General features: G+C 37.9%; 19 protein-coding genes. 3 read left to right on the top strand and 16 right to left on the bottom strand.

Annotation, left to right across the window (positions count from 1 at the left end; translation table 11 throughout):
- Positions 1-2: 2 nt before the first annotated feature.
- From glgD to glgB, 3 genes are read right to left on the bottom strand one after another with little or no spacing between them, the layout of a single operon-like run.
- Complete coding sequence (gene glgD / locus IGI66_RS06300; protein ID WP_010780918.1) at positions 3-1,151, bottom strand: glucose-1-phosphate adenylyltransferase subunit GlgD; 1,149 nt, start codon at positions 1,149-1,151, stop codon at positions 3-5.
- Positions 1,138-2,283, bottom strand: coding sequence for a glucose-1-phosphate adenylyltransferase (locus IGI66_RS06295; protein ID WP_044926495.1), 1,146 nt, complete (start codon positions 2,281-2,283; stop codon positions 1,138-1,140). The genes glgD and IGI66_RS06295 overlap by 14 nt, the downstream gene beginning before the upstream one ends.
- A gap of 38 nt (positions 2,284-2,321) precedes the next feature.
- A complete protein-coding gene (gene glgB, locus IGI66_RS06290; protein WP_438848094.1) occupies positions 2,322-4,223 on the bottom strand; it encodes a 1,4-alpha-glucan branching protein GlgB in 1,902 nt (633 codons plus the stop codon).
- Positions 4,224-4,645: 422 nt separating this feature from the next.
- Between glgB and IGI66_RS06285 the strand changes: the two genes are divergently transcribed.
- Positions 4,646-5,200: a DUF2179 domain-containing protein gene (locus IGI66_RS06285; RefSeq protein ID WP_010780921.1), complete on the top strand. Its 555-nt coding sequence runs from the start codon at positions 4,646-4,648 to the stop codon at positions 5,198-5,200.
- Between the two features lie 2 nt (positions 5,201-5,202).
- Here IGI66_RS06285 and IGI66_RS06280 read toward each other — a convergent pair whose 3' ends face one another.
- The 8 genes from IGI66_RS06280 to IGI66_RS06245 all read right to left on the bottom strand — a co-directional run bounded on the left by IGI66_RS06280 (position 5,203) and on the right by IGI66_RS06245 (position 16,714).
- Positions 5,203-6,060 carry an alpha/beta hydrolase gene (locus tag IGI66_RS06280; RefSeq protein ID WP_438848092.1) on the bottom strand — a complete coding sequence of 286 codons (858 nt, stop codon included), beginning with the start codon at positions 6,058-6,060 and terminating at the stop codon, positions 5,203-5,205.
- A gap of 3 nt (positions 6,061-6,063) precedes the next feature.
- Entirely contained in the window at positions 6,064-6,864 is an 801-nt protein-coding gene (locus IGI66_RS06275; RefSeq protein ID WP_438848090.1) for a DUF1803 domain-containing protein, read from the bottom strand.
- A 102-nt stretch (positions 6,865-6,966) separates the two neighbouring features.
- Positions 6,967-7,896: a manganese-dependent inorganic pyrophosphatase gene (locus tag IGI66_RS06270; RefSeq protein WP_010780924.1), complete on the bottom strand. Its 930-nt coding sequence runs from the start codon at positions 7,894-7,896 to the stop codon at positions 6,967-6,969.
- Positions 7,897-8,063: 167 nt separating this feature from the next.
- On the bottom strand, positions 8,064-8,849 hold the full coding sequence (pflA, locus tag IGI66_RS06265) for a pyruvate formate-lyase-activating protein (RefSeq protein ID WP_086304284.1): 786 nt from the start codon (positions 8,847-8,849) through the stop codon (positions 8,064-8,066).
- 133 nt (positions 8,850-8,982) lie between these two features.
- Positions 8,983-11,274, bottom strand: coding sequence for a formate C-acetyltransferase (pflB, locus tag IGI66_RS06260; RefSeq protein WP_086304286.1), 2,292 nt, complete (start codon positions 11,272-11,274; stop codon positions 8,983-8,985).
- A 285-nt stretch (positions 11,275-11,559) separates the two neighbouring features.
- On the bottom strand, positions 11,560-14,007 hold the full coding sequence (gene parC / locus IGI66_RS06255; RefSeq protein WP_367377855.1) for a DNA topoisomerase IV subunit A: 2,448 nt from the start codon (positions 14,005-14,007) through the stop codon (positions 11,560-11,562).
- A 14-nt stretch (positions 14,008-14,021) separates the two neighbouring features.
- Positions 14,022-16,049 (bottom strand): DNA topoisomerase IV subunit B, encoded by a 2,028-nt coding sequence (gene parE / locus IGI66_RS06250; protein WP_086304470.1) that lies wholly within the window; start codon positions 16,047-16,049, stop codon positions 14,022-14,024.
- Positions 16,050-16,291: 242 nt separating this feature from the next.
- Positions 16,292-16,714, bottom strand: a complete 423-nt coding sequence (locus IGI66_RS06245) for a CoA-binding protein (protein WP_438848087.1) — start codon at positions 16,712-16,714, stop codon at positions 16,292-16,294.
- A 126-nt stretch (positions 16,715-16,840) separates the two neighbouring features.
- On the opposite strand from IGI66_RS06245, the gene plsY reads away from it, so the two are divergent.
- Together plsY and IGI66_RS06235 are read left to right on the top strand one after the other, a co-directional pair.
- Positions 16,841-17,470: a glycerol-3-phosphate 1-O-acyltransferase PlsY gene (gene plsY, locus IGI66_RS06240; protein WP_086304292.1), complete on the top strand. Its 630-nt coding sequence runs from the start codon at positions 16,841-16,843 to the stop codon at positions 17,468-17,470.
- Positions 17,471-18,085: an NUDIX hydrolase N-terminal domain-containing protein gene (locus IGI66_RS06235; protein ID WP_301516858.1), complete on the top strand. Its 615-nt coding sequence runs from the start codon at positions 17,471-17,473 to the stop codon at positions 18,083-18,085. It begins immediately after the preceding gene.
- 104 nt (positions 18,086-18,189) lie between these two features.
- Here the strand turns inward: IGI66_RS06235 and IGI66_RS06230 are convergent, their stop codons facing one another.
- The 5 genes from IGI66_RS06230 to xerC all read right to left on the bottom strand — a co-directional run bounded on the left by IGI66_RS06230 (position 18,190) and on the right by xerC (position 22,875).
- The gene (locus tag IGI66_RS06230; RefSeq protein WP_438848084.1) at positions 18,190-19,059 is read right to left on the bottom strand and encodes an aldose 1-epimerase family protein; all 870 of its coding nucleotides are present in this window, start codon (positions 19,057-19,059) and stop codon (positions 18,190-18,192) included.
- A 77-nt stretch (positions 19,060-19,136) separates the two neighbouring features.
- Positions 19,137-19,925, bottom strand: coding sequence for a GTP-sensing pleiotropic transcriptional regulator CodY (gene codY, locus IGI66_RS06225; protein WP_010780933.1), 789 nt, complete (start codon positions 19,923-19,925; stop codon positions 19,137-19,139).
- Between the two features lie 15 nt (positions 19,926-19,940).
- Positions 19,941-21,332 carry an ATP-dependent protease ATPase subunit HslU gene (hslU, locus tag IGI66_RS06220; protein ID WP_316406158.1) on the bottom strand — a complete coding sequence of 464 codons (1,392 nt, stop codon included), beginning with the start codon at positions 21,330-21,332 and terminating at the stop codon, positions 19,941-19,943.
- A 68-nt stretch (positions 21,333-21,400) separates the two neighbouring features.
- Positions 21,401-21,946, bottom strand: coding sequence for an ATP-dependent protease subunit HslV (gene hslV / locus IGI66_RS06215; protein ID WP_010780935.1), 546 nt, complete (start codon positions 21,944-21,946; stop codon positions 21,401-21,403).
- 29 nt (positions 21,947-21,975) lie between these two features.
- A complete protein-coding gene (gene xerC / locus IGI66_RS06210) occupies positions 21,976-22,875 on the bottom strand; it encodes a tyrosine recombinase XerC (RefSeq protein ID WP_438848082.1) in 900 nt (299 codons plus the stop codon).
- Between the last annotated feature and the right edge of the window lie 24 nt (positions 22,876-22,899).

Here is a 22,899-nt window from a genome sequence, read left to right as displayed (position 1 = left end):
GCTTATTCGCCTCCGTATACATCGCTTAATACGTGTGTATTTTTCTTAATTACTACAGGTTTTTCAGCTGAACCGATGATTTTTACGCCTGACTCTACTACGACATTTTTATCTAAAATTGCGTGCTTGATGAACGCATTTTCACGAATAGTACAACTGGCCATAACTATTGAATCTGAAATATCAGCACCTTTTTCAATTACCACACTTCTAGAAAAAAGAGAGCTGTGGGCTTTCCCATCAACAATACATCCTGTTGCAAATTGGCTATTCGTCACTTCTGATGAAGGTGAATAATACGTTGCAACCTCATTTTTTAATTTTGTATAGATTTTTTGTTTTGAATAAAGCAATGAAGTGAATTTTTTAGGATCAAGCATTGACATATTCGCATCATAATAAGATTTAATATCAAAAATATTACTTAAATAACCCGTATATTCATAAGCAGAGGTTTTCACTTTACTCATAATCATTGTCAAAAAGTCTAAAATAGCGACTGGACCACCATTTTTTTGCCCTTCATTCAATGCATCAATCATCCAATCCGTCCGACAGACAAATATCTTCATGCCAAGATTCAGCATTTCGTCCCCAGTCGTGTCTTCCAAGAAATTATGATGTCCTTGGACAATCCCATGATTATCTACTTCGATGATTTCATCTTGTCGATAAATATGATCTTTGGACATTTTTTTATAGACGACGGTCATAACGCTATCGCTTTGTTGATGAATTTTCAGAACTGCTTCTAAGTCGATGTTGCAGAGCATACGATTCCCCATAAAGACGGTATATTCTGATTTTGACTTATTCAAATAGTCGATTACAGATTCAAAGTACGGACGACCTTCTGCTTTCTTTTTTAAAAAATCCTGATAAAAATGGATAAAATAGCGACTATCAACACTATCCAAATGCCATTCACGGCCACCGCCAATATGATCGAAAACAGATTTTGTTGTTCCTTGATTAAAGACCATATAGACAGATTTAATATTGGCATTAATTGCATTCGACAGATTGAAGTCGATCAGACGATACTTGCAATCGAAAGGCAGCGTTGCTAGTGGTCTTTTTTCAGTTAAAGGTAATAATTCTGGGCATTCGTATACATTACCCATAATGGCACACATTTTATTCGCTCTCACTTGTCAACACTCCAATCACTTCTGAATATCCCACAACCGCGATTTCATCTGATCCATCAACGACAGCATCGTCTCCGATAATTGCATTTTCTCCGATGATCGCTTTCGTAATTTGTACATTTTTGCCAATTGTTGCACCAGGCATGATGACACTATCAATGACTTTTGCACCTTCTTTGACTTGAACATCGTTCGACAAAATACTATGCTCCACTTTACCAGCAACATAACAGCCATCAACAACTAATGAGTTCTTTACATCTGCGTTTTCCGTCAAGAAATGTGGTGGAGAAATTGTATTTTTTGCTAGAATACGCCAGTTTTTATCGCGAATATTTAGGCTATGACCCGGATCGATAAATTCCATACTTGCTTCCCAAAGCGAATCAATGGTACCGACATCTTTCCAGTAACCGTCAAAACGATAGGCAAAAACATTTTCGCCGCTTTCAAGATACGCCGGAATAACATGTTTACCGAAATCCAACATTTGATCATCTTTTTTGTAGCTGTTTAACAGGACACTCCGTAAACGACTCCAGTTAAAGATATAAATACCCATCGAAGCTAAGTCACTCTTAGGCTCCTCCGGTTTTTCTTCAAACTCAATAATCCGATCGTTATCATCCGTATTCATGATACCGAAACGCGAAGCCTCATCAATAGGGACTTCGATCACAGCAACTGTCAATGAAGCATTGTTTGCTTTATGATCCTCCAACATAGACTCATAATCCATTTTGTAAATATGATCCCCTGATAATACCAGAACGTATTGCGGGTCCATTTGATCGATATAATCCATATTTTGATAGATAGCGTGCGCTGTTCCTTCAAACCATTTACTTCCATCATTGCTTGAATACGGCTGTAGGATAGTGACGCCAGAATTAAGTCCATCAAACCCCCAGCTGGAACCATTGCCAATATGATTGTTTAGTGCGAGTGGTTGATACTGTGTTACTACACCGACATTGTTGATCCCTGAATTGATACAATTACTTAATGTAAAATCGATAATCCGATAGCGACCGCCAAAAGGGACAGCAGGTTTTGCAATTTTTTGTGTAAGTTTGCCTAAGCGAGAACCTTTCCCACCGGCTAAAATCATTGCTAATATCTCTGTTTTCATTTTATTTGATGAAGGACTTTCCTTCATCGACCTCCCCTCTATTTCTTACGTATATTGATTGACTCTGGTTTTAAAATAATTGCTCCTAAGGCAGGGACTGTCGTTTTAATCGACTGTCCGTACTCTTTAAATTCAATTGATTCACTTTGACAATCTGCGTTGTGTTTTGTCCATGTTCCGCCAAATTCTTCCATTTCTGTATTCCAAACTTCAGTATAAGCTCCTGGGTATGGAACACCGATACGAAAATCTCTACGTTCAATTGGGGTCATATTCAAAATGACAATCAAGAAATCTTTCTTTCGTTTTCCTTTGCGAATGAATGACAAAACGGACTCCTCGGTATTATCTGCATCAATAATTTCAATTGTTTCATAGGAATCTTCCATTTCCCATAAAGCCGTTTGTTTTTTGTAAAAATGATTTAGTTCTGAAGTGAACTGCAACATTGAATGATTCTTCGCATCCTTCAAATCGTCCCACTCTAAACCTTCGTCAAACTTCCACTCTAGAAACTGCCCCCATTCACCACCCATAAACATTAATTTTTTCCCTGGGTGGGTCATGAAGTACGTGTACATATTTCTTAACTGGGCAAATTGCTTGTACCGATCTCCCCACATTTTATGCATCAGGCTCTTTTTACCATGAACCACTTCGTCATGTGACAGCGGCAATATAAAATTCTCCTGCATCATGTACATGAATGAAAAAGTAATCAAGTTAAAATTGTCTTTTCGGTATACTGGGTCCATCTCGTAAAAACGCAAAATATCGTTCATCCATCCCATATTCCATTTGAAATCAAAGCCTAAAGAACCGCTTTCGATCATGCCAGTCACTGGAGTTTCAGAAGAGCTTTCTTCCGCGATCATCACTACGTTGGGATGTGCTAATTTAATTACAGCATTCAATTTTTGTAGAAAATAATAGCCTTCAAAATTACGATTTCCGCCCTCATGATTCGGCGTCCATGGACCGTCATCATAGTCCCGATAGATCATACTGGAGACCGCATCCACACGAAAGCCGTCAATATGAAACATCTCGATCCAAAACATTGCACTGGAAATCAGAAAGCTTTGAACTTGTGGTTTCCCGAGATCAAAGTTAATCGAACCCCAACGATTGTTTTTCGCCCGATCAGAATCCGTATATTCAAATTGAGGGGTGCCATCGTAATAAGGCAACGTGTCATCGTTGATACAATAGTGACCAGGTACCCAGTCAACGAATACACCAATGTTATTTAGATGACAAGCTTCGACAAAATCTTGAAATTCTGCTGGTGAACCATAATATGAACTAAACGCAAAATACCCAATCAATTGATATCCCCAAGATCTGCCTAACGGATGCTCCATTAGCGGCATAAATTCAATGTGAGTATAATTCATGCTAACTAAATATGGGATGAGCTCCTCTTTTAACTCCGTGAAACTATAAGGGGTGCCGTCTTCGTGATGCTTCCAAGAACTCGCATGAACCTCATAAATACTCATAGGTCGTTTAAAAGCATTGGAACGCTTACTGCGCCCTCGCCAAAGACCATCTTTCCATTTTTTTTCAGGGAAAGTATATAGTTCTGCGGCATCTCCAGGCCTTTCCTCAAATCGAACAGCAAAAGGATCAATCTTTAAAATTTCTCGACCATTTGCCTGTTGCACTTTGAATTTGTACAATTCTCCTTCTTTCGCACTGTTCGTGAACACTTCCCAAATCCCACTATCTTCGTCTTTCTTCATCGGGAGATCTTGCCAATCGTTAAAATCACCTACTAGAGATACTGCTAATGCATTGGGTGCCCATACTCGAAAAACGTAGCCGTCCTGCACTTGATGCGCTCCTAATAAATGTTGCGCATAAAAATTCTCGCCAGACAAAAATGTTCTCTTAGCATCTTCCACATGTTGCGTTCCAACTTGATTATAATTTTCCATGAGAACCACCTTTTCAAATGAACGGCGAAGCGTTCTTAGATTACATTTCGATGTGCAAAGTCTAATAATAAAAACATTCTTTGTTCTATTATAATAACACAAAGACTTAACAAACAACTCGTTAAGCGTTCTATTATTCTGGCTCCACATTATTAAATGTCCCTACCTAATATTATATTATAATAAGAATTAAAATAGAAGACAAAAATTTCAATTCCTTAAAATAATTCAATTTTTCTCCAAAAAATAACAATCATTATATATATTTTTCGCTTTTTTGACCACTAACAAAAAAAGATTTTAATCTTTTTTTCCTTCTATTTGCGTTTTAGAAAAATAATCGTTAGGCTAGTACCCATAGAAAAAAGAATTGGATAAATGATTGACTATAGAATAAATCACATGAATTTGGAGGTTTTATAATGATTGACATAAAAATGCTGCTGATGATCTTTGTTATCAACTTTTCCTACGTCACCTTGAACACCCTTCGATTTATGCTCACGATGAAGGGCTACCGAGTGTTGGCCCCATTGATGAGTATGGTTGAGATCACGATTTACATTCTTGGCCTGTCGATGGTATTGAACCGTTTAGACAATCCTCTTAATTTACTTACTTACGCTTTAGGCTATGCTATTGGCATAAGCGTCGGAATAAAGATTGAAGACAAGTTAGCACTTGGCTATATTATGGTTACTGTCATTTTGCCGACAAATACAGACCAAGAAGCGAGCTTACCACGTATTCTTCGTAACAACGGCTATGGGGTCACACAATCTTACGGTGAGGGACTAGAGGGTGGACGAATGGTTCTTGAAATCTTATCGCCTCGTAAAACAGAACGAACCCTCTATGCGTTGATAAAAGAAGTCGAAGACAGAGCCTTTATCATTTCCTACGAACCCAAATATATTTCTGGTGGATTTTGGACAAAAAAAGTGCGCAAACGTCAAAAAAGCAGCATGAAGCCTTAACTTCATGCTGCTTTTTTCCAAATAAAACGGATCAATTCATTTTTCAACTCCGCGCTTTTCGTAATTGATGAGTGTCCTGCGCCTTTCACAATTAATTCTTGATAACTTTTAGCATGCTTTTTAAATAGTAACCGTAACGCAAATGCACTATGTGTCGAAACGGAGCCATCGCTAGCGGATCCGTCGCCTAAATCTCCAGCGACGCTTAACACGTTTAAATTTGACGGCAGTTTATTCATCGCCTTATCAAAGTATTGATAAATCGGGGTTTCGCCAGTGGGCCCCCCATCAGTCATTTCATAAGAAAATACATCCTCTGTATCTTCAGCAATTTCTAGATCATTAAACGGTGCCGAAATTGCGACAAACCTTTCTACTGAAGGCGTTCTATCTCCTGCATATTCCAACAAGTATCGAAGAGAAGAGACACCTCCCATTGAATGGCTCACTAAGTTTACTCTCGTAATTTTTTGTTCGTATAAATAGCGCATCACTTTATCAATCCATTGACTTTGAGTGATTTCATCTGGAACATCTTTTGAAAAAAGAACCATAATTGTCGGATTATCATTCATATTCTTTAACTTGCCTTCTACAGACAACTTGCCGTCCGCCTGAACAACAATCGTCATTTCACGTTTTGCAATGTTGTCTCTTTCAAGTTGACGAAGTAATGGACCAAACGAAAAAGAGTTTCCTTCGTAACCATGTATAAAGACTGTTGGTACATTGGAATAATGAACGTCTCTCTGCTTAGGCAAGGTTCCAGGTCCAAAATATCGGAACTTCGCATAATAAATGCCTCCGAAAACCAATAAGAAGCTAATAACTAAAATGATGCCTTTTATGATTCGCTGCATGGATCAGGACCTCTTTTTTATCAAATATGTAAAACTTTTTTGCTCCTTCAATAAAGAATCCGCTAATTGACGCGCAAAGAAAAATTGCAGGTCCTTAGTCATTTCTGCTGGAAAAGGAACTGAAGGAACGTTCTCAAACACCGGCACAATCAATTGCCAGTCAGGATCAGAAGTTATCGTTTGACTTGTTAATAGACTTTGAAGAAAAATTGAATCACGACGCGGTTTTTTTCCTGAAATTACTCGTTCAAGAATCAACTCCAATTGATTTGTAAAAAATTCAGCATGAACGTCTCCGATTAATTTAGCTAAATTTGGAAATAGTGCAGGTTGGTCGATATGCTCAAAATAGTTTGGTAATGTTTCTGGCAACTCTCCACCACGATTAATAGTCACTAATCGAACATTTTTACTGTCTAACCTTTCACGCGTTGGCATCGGAAAATCCACTGCAAGAACCTTATCTACTTCATCACTCCAAAAATTTTCTCCCAGCCAAACCAAAAGTTCTTCTCTTGAGAACTTGGTTGCATATTCCTGAATAAAGTCACTGATTTCTTTATCCAACGGATACTCCTTTGTTATCTCTAAACGAAAATAATATCGCCGATCTTTCCTTGAAATAAAACCATTATCAATTAAAAAATCCAAATGCTTATCCAAATGTTTCATATCAGGGAATTTTTTCCGGATTTCTCTTAAAATCACGGGTTCATGTAATTGCTCAAAATAATTGAGTAATTTCTTTACTTCTAATTGTCCAACTAGTTGTTCCGTCTTTCTATTATTTGTATAGATTTGCATAGCTTCCTACTTTCTTGAATGGATATCTCCAATGATTATATTCCTATTTGAAAATTTCCACAAAAAAGTGGACTTACAAAAGTCCACTTTATATACGTTAATTTATTTTTCAAATGCTTCCGTCAATTGAGGAACGATTTGTTTCTTCCGTGATACTACTCCTGGTAAGAAAGCACGGTCATTTTCAAGCTTCACCTGAAATGCTTCTGTGACCATTTCTCTCGGCTCTCCTGCTACCAAAAGTTCCGAATCAGAATCCAATACATTCGTAACAAGCAATAAGAATAGATCATATCCGTTTTTGACGTTTTCTTCTAACATAGCATCCCGTAGCGCTTCCTGACGTATAAACACTTCTGCAAGATCAACAGTATTTACTTGAGCAATACGAACTGTTTTGTCAGCCATCGGGAATGATTTAGCATCTAAGTCTAACAATTCTGCTTCTGTTTTAGTGCCTAAGTTCGTTCCTGCTTTTAATAAGTCAAGTCCATAACTATTTAAATCGACTCCTGAAACTTCTGCTAATTCGTTAGCTGCATCAATATCTTCTTGCGTGCATGTTGGTGATTTGAATAGCAACGTGTCAGATACAATTGCTGATAACATCATACCTGCAATTTTCGCTGGAACAGCAATATTGTTTTCTTTATAAAGCTTTAAAACAATCGTAGAAGTACAGCCCACAGGCTCCGCACGGTAGTAAAGAGGATTTGCTGTTTGGAAATTTGCGATCCGGTGATGATCCACTACTGCCAATATATTTAATTCTTCAATATCAGCGGCACTTTGCTGGAATTCATTATGGTCGACTAGCATAACGTCACTTGCTTCAACTGCCATTTTTTCTACCACACGAGGAGCCGTCAAACCGAAGTGGTCCAAAGCGAATTGCGTCTCTTCATTTGGTGTTCCTAGCGCCACTGCTTCTGCATCGACACCTAATTCTTTTTGTAAGTTGGCGTAAGCAATCGCTGCTCCGATTGCATCTGTATCCGGATTTTGATGTCCAAAAATTAAAACTTTTCCCATAGTTGATTCGCTCCTTTAAATAGGTTCTTCTTTATCATATCAAAAAAAAGCAAAAGAGCAACCAGATGCTGCCTTTTTCAAAAATAATACCTGTAATTTTCAATCTATTAACTATTTACATAAATAAAAAGGACAACAATTTCTCTTGTCCTTTTCCTTCAAGTTATCTAATTTTTACGTTTTAAATAGCCTTTGTAATCCTCTGTATGCAATAATTTTTTTGCATTTTCTACACGATCATCTGTTGGTGATTCGATGCCTTCTAAGGGATATTTTAGTCCCATCTCTTCCCACTTATACTTACCCATCGTGTGATAAGGCAAAATTTCTACTTTATCAACATTATTCAAGCTCTTAATAAATTTATCTAATCGAATTAAAAATTCGTCGTAGTCACTTCTAAAAGGTACTAATACATGTCGAATCCAAACAGGCTTATTAATATCTGAAAGATATTTCGCCATCTCTAAAATATTGTCATTGGTGTGACCAGTTAATTCTTTGTGTTTTTGATTATCAATTTGTTTAATATCGAATAAAATTAAATCAGTGTATTCCATTAATTCTTCAAACTTGGAAAAGAACGGCTCTTCAAAGGTAAACGGCTTGCCACAACTGTCTAAAGTCGTGTTGATTCCCATTTCTTTCGCTTTTTTAAATAAATCAATTAGAAAATCAATTTGCAGCAAAGGTTCTCCACCACTTACAGTTATTCCACCCTTTTTCCCCCAGTAGCTTTGATAATTCAACGCTTCCTTTAAAATATCGTCAGCGGTTCTCTTTTTTGCCTTCGGATCATTGATCTTCCAAGTATCTGGATTATGACAAAATTGACAGCGCATGCGGCAACCTTGCATAAATACAATAAAGCGCACCCCTGGACCATCTACAGATCCGAAACTCTCGATTGAATGGACATTTCCGACAATAGGTTGTTCAGCCACAGTAGACATAAACAGTCCTCCCTTATATATAAAACTTCTTCCGAAATTTTTAATCGTTCCTTATAAAACCATGATAGTAAGTAAGGCGAATAGACCTCCGTCCATCCGCCCTTACGAACCACTTCATTTATTGAATCAGTAATTACATTTTTGCGTGGAATGTACGACTGATTACATCTTCTTGTTGTTCACGTGTTAAATCAATAAATTTAACAGCGTAGCCAGAAACTCGAATTGTGAAGTTAGCATATTCTTCTTTTTCTGGATGTTCCATTGCATCGACTAATTTTTCTTTTCCAAAAACGTTCACGTTTAAATGATGAGCCCCTTGATCAAAGTAGCCGTCTAAAACGTTTGTCAAGTTTTCAATACGTTCATCTTCATCGTGACCTAAAGCATCTGGATTAATACTTTGTGTATTTGAAATACCATCTAACGCGTATTCATAAGGTAATTTTGTTAACGAGTTAAGAGATGCTAATAGTCCGTTTTGCTCAGCACCGTAAGAAGGATTTGCTCCAGGAGCTAGTGGTTCGCCTGCTTTACGTCCATCAGGCATTGCTCCAGTTGCTTTTCCGTAAACAACATTTGAAGTAATTGTTAAAATTGATGTTGTTGGTTCTGAATTACGGTAAGTATGATAGTGTTCTAATTTCTCCATGAATGTCTTCAATAGCCAAACGGCTAAATCATCTGCACGCATGTCGTCATTTCCGTATTTAGGGAAATCACCATCTATCTTAAAGTCAGTAACGATACCATCTTCATCACGAACTGGGAATACTTTCGCATACTTAATTGCAGCCAATGAGTCAACAACATGAGAGAATCCAGCAATTCCTGTTGCAAAAGTACGTTTCAAGTTCGTATCCATTAAGGCTAGTTCAGCCGCTTCATAATAATATTTATCATGCATATAGTGAATCGCATTTAAAGTATTCACATACATTCCAGCTAACCATTCTAACATATCATCATATTTAGCCATCACGTCATCGAAGTCCAATGCTTCATCTGATTCAATTGGACGCAGATCAGGACCGACTTGCGTTTTAGATTTTTCATCGACCCCACCGTTGATCGCATACAACAATGCTTTTGCTAAGTTGGCACGAGCACCAAAGAATTGCATTTCTTTCCCTGTCTGTGTAGCAGACACACAGCAGCAGATCGCATAGTCGTCTAACCACACTGGGCGCATAACATCGTCATTTTCGTATTGAATCGAAGAAGTATCGATCGAGATCTTCGCTGCGTAATCCTTAAATCCTTCAGGTAAACGAGAAGAATATAATACAGTCAAGTTCGGTTCTGGGGATGGTCCCATGTTTTCCAACGTGTGTAGGAAACGGAAATCATTCTTAGTAACTAAAGTACGTCCGTCCATACCCATACCTGCGATTGAAAGTGTTGCCCAAACTGGGTCGCCAGAGAACAATTCATTGTATGAAGGAATCCGAGCAAATTTAACCATACGTAATTTCATTACTAAATGATCAATTAATTCTTGCGCTTGTTCTTCAGTCATTGTTCCATTTTCAATATCGCGTTGGATATAAATATCCAAGAAAGTAGACACACGTCCGATTGACATTGCAGCACCATTTTGTTCTTTAATAGCAGCTAAGTAGCCAAAATATGTCCATTGTACAGCTTCAGTCGCATTTTCAGCTGGACGAGAAATATCAAACCCATAGGCTTCTGCCATTTCTTTGATACGTTTCAATGCTTTGTATTGATCGCTGATTTCTTCACGTAAACGAATGTCTTCTTCTGTGAACTGACCGTGTCCAGAATTTGCATGATCTTTTAATTTCTGTTCCATTAAATAATCAATTCCGTATAGAGCTACACGACGGTAATCTCCAACAATTCGACCACGTCCGTAAGTATCGGGAAGTCCCGTAATAATTTTCGCACGACGAGCTGCACGAATCTCAGGCGTATATACATCGAAAACTGCTTGATTGTGCGTTTTGTGATAATCATTAAAGATTTCAGTGTATTTAGGATTTGGAGTGTAACCGTATCTTTCAAGCGATTCTTCTGCCATACGAATACCACCATAAGGCATGAATGCACGTTTTAATGGTTTGTCTGTTTGAATACCGACGATTGTTTCTTTCTCTTTCATACTCTCATCGATATATCCAGCACCATAAGCATTGGCTGCAGAGACAATATCTGCTTCCATATCCAATACGCCGCCGTTTTCACGTTCTTGTTTTTGAAGTTCTTGTAGCTTGCCCCATAATTCGTTTGTTGATTCTGTTGGATCTGCTAAGAAATCGGCAGCGCCTTCATAAGGTGTGTAGTTTGCTTGAATAAAATCACGAGTATTGATTTCACTCTTCCACAGATGCCCCTTAAAGCCTTCCCATGCAGACTTCTCAGTGTTTTTCATCTTTTCTAGTTCATTTGTTGCAGTTCCCATTCAAAAGGACCTCCTTAGAATATAAAAACTTCATTGCTACAGCTTTACGAACAAAGTATAACACATAAATTCTTTTATGCAAGCCTTTCCTTGTGAAAGATTAATTAGAAAATAATTTCTATTCTGAAAAAGCCTACAACCATTGGTGTAAAAGCATTTAACTATATTTATTCTTTATTAAATATTAAATTTAAAGACCAGAAACTCGTAAATTTGTGATTAAAAAAACGGGTATCTGTTTTAAAACAGATACCCGTCTGTAACATAATCATATAGTACAGAACATTATTCTTCGGTCAATTCTTGCGGATGATACGCAGAGAAAAGCGCGCCATCTTGTTTTTCGTCAATTGTGAATGTTCCGTTAGAGATTCGATCACTAATGGCTACTTTAGAAATTTCCAACTCTTTCTCAATTCCTTTATTGGTAGTCAAAATGAGTGTTCCCTCTATATCCGTAGTCATGTACACCAAACGATGCGGATTCTTTTTCAACTCGCGGAAAATCATCAGGCCACGTTTTGCTCTGCCTAACTGCGGCAACTCTTGGGCAAGCATCCGTTTTGCGGCTCCTCGTTGACTAAGTAAAAGAATTGGCGAGTCGCCTTCCGATGGTACCAACGCACCAGATACGACATAATCCCCTTCTTTTAGGTTAATTGCCTTGACTCCAGCAGCCTTCGCCCCAACAACTGGAACTTCTTCTAAAGGATACCGTAATCCAAACGCACGATGTGACGCGATGAAAACATCTACGTTGCGAACATCGCTTGTCAAGAAGACAGAAACAATTTGGTCGGAATCATTTTTCATTTTCATTGCTGCGGTTGGTCGACTACGATACGTCCTCCAAGGAGAAAATTCAGACATACGAGTCTGTTTGATCATCCCCTCTTTACTCATAAAGATGAAGAGCTTATTGGCATCGATTTCTTTGTAAGGAAATGCGGCAATGATTTCTTCGCTCATTGATAAATTAGTAATTGTTTGCGAAATATGTTCGCCAACGTCTTTCCACTTCAATTCGGTGATTTCGTGAATTGGTCGATAAATCATATTTCCATGATTTGTGAGAATCAGTAAATGGTCCAGAGTGCTTAATTTATCAATAAATATAATCGAGTCGCCATCTTTCATTCCATGCTCATCTGGACGCGAAGCATTATACGAACGCACACTGCTTCGTTTTAAGTAGCCTTCTTTTGTGAGTGTCACAATGACATCTTCTTGAGCTATCAGTACTTCTGTCTCAATTTTAATTTCACTAATTTCATCTTCGATTTTTGTTAAACGAGGATTGCCATAATTCTTTTTAATTTGACGCAACTCTTGTTTCATTACCTTGTGTAATTCTTTCTCGCTATTCAGAATCAAGTGTAATTCTTTAATCTCAGAAGCTAATTCATCTGCTTCTTTTTCTAATTGAGTAATATCTGTATTTGTTAATCTATAAAGTTGCAACGTCACAATTGCCTCAGCCTGTTCTTCACTGAAATCAAAACGTTCAACTAAGTTGCTTTTCGCATCTTTTTTATCCTTACTTCCGCGAATGGTTGCAATCACTTCATCAAGAATCGATAAAGCTTTTATCAATCCTTCAACAATATGTTGTCGTTTTAAAGCCTTTGTAAGTTCATATTGACTGCGCTTCGTGATCACAGATTTGCGATGCTCAACATAGCTCTCTAAAATATGTTTTAAGCCGACTTGTTGCGGCGTCATATTATCAATCGCTACCATATTGAAATTATAATTAATTTGTAAGTCCGTGTTCTTGAATAAATAATTTAAAATACCTTCTGCATTGGCATCTTTCTTTAACTCTACAACTACCTGCAATCCGGTACGATCAGACTCATCACGTACTTCAGCTATGCCGTCGATCTTTTTATTCAATCGAATTTCGTCCATTTTTTTAACCAAAACTGCTTTGTTAACTTCATAAGGAATTTCATGAATAACAATTTGCTGTTTACCGCCCTTTAGTGGCTCGATAGACGTTTTAGAGCGTAAAATAACTTTTCCTTTACCTGTTTCATAGGCTTTTTTTATTTCAGCCTTCCCTTGTAAAATTCCACCTGTAGGGAAATCTGGTCCAGGAATATAATCCATAATCTTATCTAAAGATGCATTCGGATGATCGATCAAATAAATCGCACCATCAATTACTTCAGACAGATTATGTGTAGGTATCTCAGTTGCATAACCAGCAGAAATACCGGTTGACCCATTCACTAATAAGTTAGGATAAGCTGCAGGTAAAACGGTTGGTTCTTTTTCTGTATCATCAAAGTTCCAAACAAAATCAACGGTTTCTTTCTCGATGTCATTAAGCATCTCGCCGCTTAATTGTGATAATCTCGCTTCTGTATAACGCATAGCCGCCGGCGGATCTCCGTCCATTGAACCATTATTTCCGTGCATTTCAATTAAAACTTGACGAAGCTTCCAATCTTGGCTCATCCGAACCATTGCATCGTATATGGAACTATCCCCATGCGGATGGTAATTCCCCATAATATTACCGACAGATTTAGCTGATTTTCGGAACCCTTTATCATAAGTGTTCCCATCTTTATTCATAGCAAACAAAATTCGTCGCTGTACAGGCTTCAAACCATCACGAATATCAGGTAGTGCTCTTTCTTGAATAATATATTTTGAATAGCGGCCAAAACGGTCCCCCATTACTTCTTCCAATGTTAATTCTTGAATTGAACTTTTCGTATCCATTCTTTGACCACCTCCTACTCATCAAACAAGCTGATTACTTTTACATCGTCCGCTTCTTTTTCTGATTCTTGTTGTTCAGATACTCCGCCAATAGACGCTTCTTCTTTATTGTCCAATAAACTTCCATCTTCTTCTAAAGTAAACTGAACATGATTTTCGATCCATTTACGACGCGGTTCAACTTTGTCTCCCATTAAGGTCGTTACACGACGTTCCGCTTGGGCAGCATCGTCAATTCGTACACGAACGAGCGTACGGTGTTCAGGATCCATAGTGGTTTCCCATAATTGCTCTGCATTCATCTCTCCAAGACCTTTGTAGCGTTGCAACATGTACCCTTTTCCAACTTGTTTTGTCACATCTTTTAATTCGTCATCTGTCCATGCATATTCAATGATTTGCTTTCGTCCAGTCCCTCTCGAAACTTTATATAAAGGCGGCAAAGCAATATAAATCTTTCCTGCCTCAATCAACGGCTTCATGTAGCGATAAAAGAATGTTAATAGTAATACTTGAATATGAGCACCATCGGTATCCGCATCGGTCATAATAATAATTTTGTCGTAATTGCAGTCTTCAATTGAAAACTCAGGACCGACACCCGCACCAATCGTATAAATCATTGTATTAATTTCTTCATTTTTTAGAATATCTTGCATTTTTGCTTTTTCAGTATTAATAACTTTTCCTCGCAACGGTAAAATTGCCTGGAATTTCCGATCTCGTCCTTGTTTGGCAGATCCTCCCGCAGAGTCTCCTTCGACTAAGAAGAGTTCATTTTTTGCAGCATTTCGTGATTGCGCTGGCGTTAACTTACCAGAAAGTAGCGATTCGCCTTTTTTTCGTTTTTTCCCATTTCGACTTTCCTCACGTGCCTTGCGAGCAGCTTCACGGGCCTCACGGGCTTTGATCGCCTTACGAACCAACATTTGACTATTTTCACTGTTCTCTTGAAGATAAAAACCCATTTGCTCACCAATCACGCTATCAACTGCTCCGCGGGCTGCTGGTGTTCCCAGTTTTTCCTTCGTTTGACCTTCAAACTGCAATAAGTTTTCTGGAATACGAACAGACAAAACAGCAGAAAGGCCCTCACGAAAATCTGTTCCTTCCAAGTTTTTATCCTTTTCCTTCAATAACCCAGATTTTCTAGCGTATTCGTTATACGCCTTAGTCATAGAAGTTTTCATACCTGATTCATGAGTACCGCCATCTTTTGTTCGTACGTTATTTACAAAGGAAAGAAGATTTTCTGAATAGCCATCATTGTATTGATAAGAAAACTCAACTTCGATGCCCTCACGTTCTCCTGAAAAATAGACGACAGGTGTCAACGTATCTTTATCTTCATTTAAATACTCAACAAATTCCTTAATACCTTCTTCAAAATGAAAGACTTCCGATACTTTTTCTTCACCACGTAAGTCCGTTAATGTAATTTTCACTCCACGTAATAAGAAGGCGGACTCTCTTAGACGTTCGGATAACGTTTCATAAGAAAAATTTAATGTCGAAAAAATTTGAGCATCTGGCAAAAATTGTACAGTTGTTCCGTTCGGTTTACGAGTCTTTCCGATTTTTTTTAAGGTTCCTTGAGGCTTACCGCCGTCTTTAAATTCTTCGCGGTACTCAACACCATCCCGAACAATCGTGACGTTTAACCATTCAGATAACGCATTTACTACACTGGCACCTACACCATGTAGTCCTCCTGAAGTTTTATAGCCGCCTTGACCAAATTTACCACCAGCATGAAGAATCGTAAAGATTACCTCAACAGTTGGAATTCCTGAAGCATGCATCCCAACAGGCATTCCTCGTCCTTTGTCGCTAACTTCAATACTATTATCAGAATGAAGTGTCACATCAATTTCATTTCCATACCCTGATAATGCTTCATCAACTGCATTGTCTACGATCTCATAAACTAAATGATGCAAGCCACGACTATCAGTCGATCCAATATACATTCCTGGACGTTTTCTAACCGCTTCTAATCCCTCTAGCACTTGGATCGAAGCGTCATTGTATTCATTGTTCATCTTAGCCAATCCTACAGCTCCTAACTTCTAAACGTAATGATCTATTTACATAGAAATAAATTTGTTCGTACCATACTATAGGCCATTTAACTATGCGACTCACTCTCGCGTAAAAAGTTAAACTAGCTTTCTTATCCAAAGTACATCATTTGTATGATACGCTAAAAAAGCGCAAAAAAAAAGCCTCTCCTGCTTCCGAAAAGGCATTTTAAGCTTTTTTTTTAAGAAAATCAACTCATTGATCACGCTTTTTTGTTCAATTCAATCTTGATACAACGATCCATGACAATATCCGTAAATCCTTTTTCTTGCAGGATTCTTGCCGCCTCATCGCTACTCAAACCCAACTGTGCCCAGAAAACTTTTGCATCCGCTGTTAAAAAATCTTTTGCGACGTCTGGTAAAAATTCACTTCTTCTAAAAACATCTACAATATCAATTGTTTCTGGAACCGCCGATAAATTCTCTACAACTGGAATATCATTAATTATTTTTCCAGCCAATTTAGGATTAATGCCGTATAATTTATACCCATGCGATTTTAAAACATCTGCGATTTGATAACTGGTTTTTTCAGGATTATCACTCAAACCAACTACTGCGATCACTTTCGCTTCATCTAGATACTGAAAGATTTTTTCTTGACTAGGATTCTGAAACGTCATTAGTTTTCCCTCACTCAGATTATTTTTTTGTCATTCTATGATAAATAGTATATCACGTGATTAGAATTTGTTCACTCTTTTGAAATCTGCTAAAATAGCCTTACAAACAGAGAAATGAGGATTCATATGAAAACCGCGATACTTTTAGTCTTAGCCTATCTTTTAGGTTCTATCCCCTCTGGTATTTGGATCGGAAAATTTTTCTTTAAGAAGGACATACGTGATTTTGGCAGCGGCAATTCGGGGACTACCAACACCTTTCGTGTATTAGGCAGAACAGCAGGACTTGTTGTTTTCGCAATGGACTTATTGAAGGGAACCTTAGCAACATGTTTGCCAGTCATTTTTCATTTAGATGTGAATCCGCTGTGGTTTGGTTTAGTAGCGGTCATTGGGCACACGTTGCCTATTTTTGCAGGATTCAAGGGAGGAAAGGCCGTTGCCACCAGTGCGGGTATGCTGCTAGGCTTTGCTCCACTATTTTTCTTTTATTCGCTAGTATTTTTTTTAATCATTCTTTTTATCACCAGCATGGTCAGTGCAGCTAGTATTACTTCGGCAATCTTCGTAACTATTTCGTCCATTATCGTGCCTTTTGTTTGGCCTACGATTTTACCATCCTTTAATTGGCTACTGACGCTCGTGTGTTTTGCCTTAACTTGTTACATTATTTATCGCCACAAAGAAAATATTCAGCGAATCAAGGCCGGGACTGAAAACCGTGTTTCTTTTGGATTAAATAAAAAGGAGAAATAAATGGACGAACAATTATTAGATTGGGCCATTGAGATTCAAGCACTTGCACAAGCTGGTCTGACTTATACAAAAGATCCATTTGATCAAGAGCGCTTTGAACGACTTCGTACCATTGCCACTGAGATGCTGTCTGTTCAATCACCTATTCCCATTCCACATTTAAGGCAATTATTTGCGGAAGAAGTTGGGTATCCTACTCCTAAGTTAGACACCCGAGCCGCCATATTTTCCGACAACAAGATTTTACTTGTTCAAGAAAAAAATGGACTATGGTCTTTGCCAGGCGGATGGGTAGATATTGATCAATCCATCAAAGAAAACACTGTGAAGGAAACATTCGAGGAAACTGGATTGACAGTTGAACCTTTAAGAATCACCGCTGTTCAGGATAGGAATAAACATAATCTTCCTCGCTATGCCTATAGTGTATGTAAAATATTTGTAGAGTGCCGCTTAATCGGCGGACACTTTGTCAAAAATATCGAAACAACACAAATTGATTGGTTCTCTTTGTCTTCGCTCCCTTCATTAGCAGAAGAGAAGAATACAAAGAAACAAATTGAAATGTGCTTTGAAGCGCATAATCATGCTGCTTGGGATGTTTTATTTGATTAATAATACGAGGTGCAATCCAAAAAAGTCGCCTACGAAAACTAGATTTTTGGTCTAATTTTCGCAGGCGATTTTTATACTTTTCTACTATTTTATAGTCAAAATTTTTAACTAACTGTAATTGAGAATTCTGTATTGAATTCCCCATTTGGAACCAGGCGATTCATTCCTTCTTTATCTTCTAAACGACCTGTACTATCAACGGTATCAGCAAATCCCCACCAAGGTTCAATACAGACAAAAGGTGCCTCAGACGGATACGGTGACCATAACCCGACATAAGGAATATTATTGTACGCTACTGTTACGCTATGTGAAGATTCTTCACTGCCCAAAGTATACGCGTTCAATCCTCGAGTTTCATAGATCAGCGCATCTTCTTTAAAAAGTTCACGACTCAATTGAATATTTGTATTCGTTTGTCCAATTGTTTTTTGATCCAAATTGGTAAAGGGTCCTTCAAGAGGGATTTTTACTCGTGATTTTTGAGGAGAAAAAGCAATAAAGTAATCATCAAAACTTAAATCCTCCGTCAAAGGAATATTGAACGCTGGATGTCCGCCTAATGCAAAAATCATTTCTTCTGTCCCAGTATTTTCGACATTAAATCGGATGCGAATCCCTTCACCCCAAACCTCATAGCTAATCCTCAAAGAAAAATCAAATGGGTATATTTTTTTCGTGTCTTCATCACTTTCAAGCAAGAAGATTGCTTTGTCCTGTGCATGTTCAACAACTTTAAAATCTTTGTCACGAGCAAAACCGTGTTGTCCCATTGGATATGTTTTTTCTTTATACGTATACTCATCATTCTTCAATCGACCGACAAAAGGAAATAGAAACGGCGCATGCCGTCCCCAATATTTAGGATCTGCTTGCCAAATATATTCAATATCGTTAGCGCGCAAACTTGTTAATTCGGCACCTCTCTCGTCTATTGTTGCTTCCAAGAAATCATTACTGATCGTCACTGACATGGTATCCACTCCTACTCTTACAATCAAATTTTCATTTATTTAGTCTTAGAACAAGCTCGGATTCCCCTTATTCTTTCTTATTTATGTTTTACCAACTCGTCTTTAAATAATGGATTTAAGACTTTTAAATAGGTCCCTTTCATTCCTAAAGACCGTGATTCAATGATTCCTGCTGATTCTAATTTTCTTAGAGCATTCACAATCACTGAACGAGTAATTCCGATCTTATCAGCTATATTTGATGCAGTTAAACGACCTTCATCGCCTTCCAATGCATCAAAAATTGCTTTTACAGCCTTTAATTCACTATATGAGAGGGTGCTTATCGCCATTTGAACAGCCGTTTGGCTGCGGATCTTTTCTTCAACATTCAAAAACTGTTGATATAAAACTTCCATTCCGATTACTGTAGCACCGTATTCTGCTAAAACGAGATCATCGTCGTCAAAGGCTCCTTCTTTACGAGCCAATACAATTGTCCCCAGACGTTCACCAGACCCAAAAATCGGAATGACCGTCGTCAAACCATTTGGATACAGTTCTGCTCGTTCCGTTGGGAAAGCAGTTAGTTCATCCGCAACGGGAATGTTTGCTTCAGTTTTTATAACTTCCTTCATTTCAGCCACATAACTGTCAGGAAATTGGCGATCTACGAGAAAAGAACGAACACGATCCGTATTTATATCGATCTTCTCATTTAATCCCAACAACTCTCCTTCAGCCCCAATAACATACGTCAAAGAGCCTAAAATATCCCCTAAAATGCGCGCCATATTATTATAAGGCAATTCCGCAGCTGGCTCAAAAGCATTTTTCTGCTGCATCAGCTTATTAATTTGACGTGTTTTTTCTAATAAAGTTTCCATTTTTCCCCTCCATTTTTAAAGAATGAAACGACTTAAATCTTTATTTTGCGCAATCGAAGCTAATTTTTCATCTACATAAGCTTCGGTAATCTTAATTTCTCCCATTTGCATATCTGGAGCTTCAAATAAAAGATCTTCTAATAATTTTTCCAAAATTGTGTGTAATCGTCGCGCACCGATGTTGTCCGTCTCACGATTAACATCAAAAGCGATTTGTGCGATGCGTTCAATTGCTTCCTGTGTGAAAACAATCTCAACATTCTCAGTGCCAACTAAAGCAATATATTGTTTGATCAATGCGTTATTCGGCTCAGTCAAAATTTGAACAAAATCTTCTGCCGATAAATCACTTAATTCAACGCGAATTGGGAACCGACCTTGCAATTCGGGAATCAAATCACTCGGTTTCGATAGACTAAATGCACCGCTTGCAATGAATAGAATATGGTCTGTTTGAATCGCACCATATTTCGTATTTACTTGAGAGCCTTCAACGATAGGCAGAATATCTCTCTGCACACCCTCACGAGAAACCTCACCCGAATTTTGCTGTGACTTAGAAGTGATTTTATCGATTTCGTCAATAAAAATTATACCTGAACTCTCGGCTAATTTAATAGCTGCCGTGTAAATATCCCCCTCATTGACTAATTGTGCTTGTTCCTCTTTTATTAATAGTTCTTGCGCTTCTTTCACCGTTACAGTGCGTTGAACTTTTTTCTCAGGGGTCAAAGCACCAAGAGTATCCGATAAATCAATTCCCATTTGTTCTAATCCGTTGTTCATTGGCATTGATTTTTTGGGTTCTGTTACTTCGATCGTCACTTCACGTTGATCTAGTAAGCCTTTCTCTAATTGATCTTGTACCGTTTGACGATTAACTTTAATATCTTCTGTGACCTCTTCTTTGGCTTCGGTCTGTGCTTGATTAAAGATATTCATCATCTGTTCGTAAGGATTGCTGCTTTGCTTTTGTTCCTTTTTGATTCCTGGAACCAAGATTTTCACTAAGCGCTTATTTGCTCGCTTCAAAGCTTGCGAATAGACTTTTGAATATTGATCTTTTTCAACAATCGTAATTGCATTTTCGACTAAATCACGAACCATTGATTCTACATCTCGACCTACATAACCAACTTCTGTAAATTTCGTAGCCTCAACTTTTACGAATGGTGCTTTGACAATCCGAGCTAAACGTCGAGCAATTTCTGTCTTACCAACACCAGTGGGCCCAATCATTAAAATATTTTTTGGCGTCACTTCTTGTTGCATGGATTCTTCCAATTGCATGCGACGGTAACGATTCCGTAAAGCGATCGCTACAGAGCGCTTTGCTTCATTTTGTCCGATTATATATTGATCTAAATCACTCACAATTTCTTTTGGTGTTTTATTTACTTCAGTCATCTTGGATTCTCCTTATTTAGATTATTAGAGGATAAATGTTTAAAAATTTAATGGACCATCTTAATATATTACATTTCCTCTACGATAATATTGTGATTTGTAAACACACAAATATCAGCTGCAATATTCAATGCACTTTCAGCGATTTCCTTAGCACTCATTTCAGAGTTGTGCTTCTTCATGGCACGAGAAGCTGCCAATGCATAGTTTCCACCTGATCCAATAGCCAAAATACCATCATCTGGTGCAATGACCTCTCCGTTTCCTGATACTAAGAGCATTTCTTCATCGTTCATAACGATTAATAATGCTTCTAAATTTTTCATAGCTTGTTGTGTACGCCATTCTTGCGCTAATTCAACTGCTGCACGTTGCAAATTTCCATTGTACTCGTTTAATTTCCCCTCAAACTTTTCTTCCAAAGTAAATGCATCGGCTACACTTCCAGCAAATCCTACGACCACTTTGCCGTTGTATATACGACGAACTTTTCGAGCTGTTCCTTTCATGATTACTTGTTCTCCCATAGTGACTTGACCGTCACCTGCCATTGCTAATTTTCCATCTTTTTCGATCGCGCAGATCGTTGTTGAATGAAATTGTGATTCAGACATCTTGTTCTCTCCTTCGTTTTGCATTGAATTTAAGCTCTTGGGTGAAAAGAGCGATAACTTTTTTGTAAACTTTCTTTTGTTACGTGTGTATAAATTTGTGTTGTCGATAAATTAGCATGCCCTAAAAGCTCCTGAACCGTTCGTAAATCTGCTCCATTATTAAGTAAATGTGTGGCAAATGTGTGCCGAAGCATATGCGGATGAATGTCGCTAGTTAAGCTGCTTTTCTTAATAAGCTGATTAAGAACATATTCGATTCCGGTGGAGGTAATTTGCTCTCCTCGATGATTAATAAAAAGGTAATCATGCTCCTTGCCAAAATGATCCATTAACTTTTTCCGTCCGTCTTGAATAAATTCTTGGATCGCATCCGCAGCATAAGAACCTATCGGCACATAGCGATCCTTGTTTCCCTTACCATGAATGAGCATCACACTATTATCTAGATCAATAACTGACAGTGTCAGGTTTGCACATTCACTTACTCGAAGCCCTGATCCATATAGCACTTCTAATAGTGCGCGATTTCGTTGATCCAATGGTTTTGTCCCGTTAACACTATCAAACAAAAGCTCAATTTCCTTCTCGTAAAAAAAACGTGGAAGTCGTGCTTGCTTTTTTTTAAGGTGTACATAAGAAAAAGGATTCTCTTTGATTTTTTCGTGTTTCAATAAATAGTGATAAAAAGATCGCAAACTGGCAATTTTTCGACTAATCGTATTACGACTATATTTTTGATCATTTAAGAAGGCTAGATAAACACGTACATCCAAATGGTCTACTGCTATTAAAGAGGCTTCTCCAGAGCTTTCTAGAAAATGAGAAAAATCATCTATATCTTGTTGATACGCATCTTTTGTCTTTTCTGAATATCCCCGCTCCGTTATTAAATAGGTCATAAATTCTTGTATTGCGGCTTCATTTTCCAAACTTTTTCCACCTCACAAACATAT

The organism is Enterococcus sp. AZ048 (assembly GCF_051715125.1).
GTDB lineage: Bacteria > Bacillota > Bacilli > Lactobacillales > Enterococcaceae > Enterococcus_A > Enterococcus_A gilvus.
This window is presented reverse-complemented; position numbering and strand designations above follow the sequence as displayed.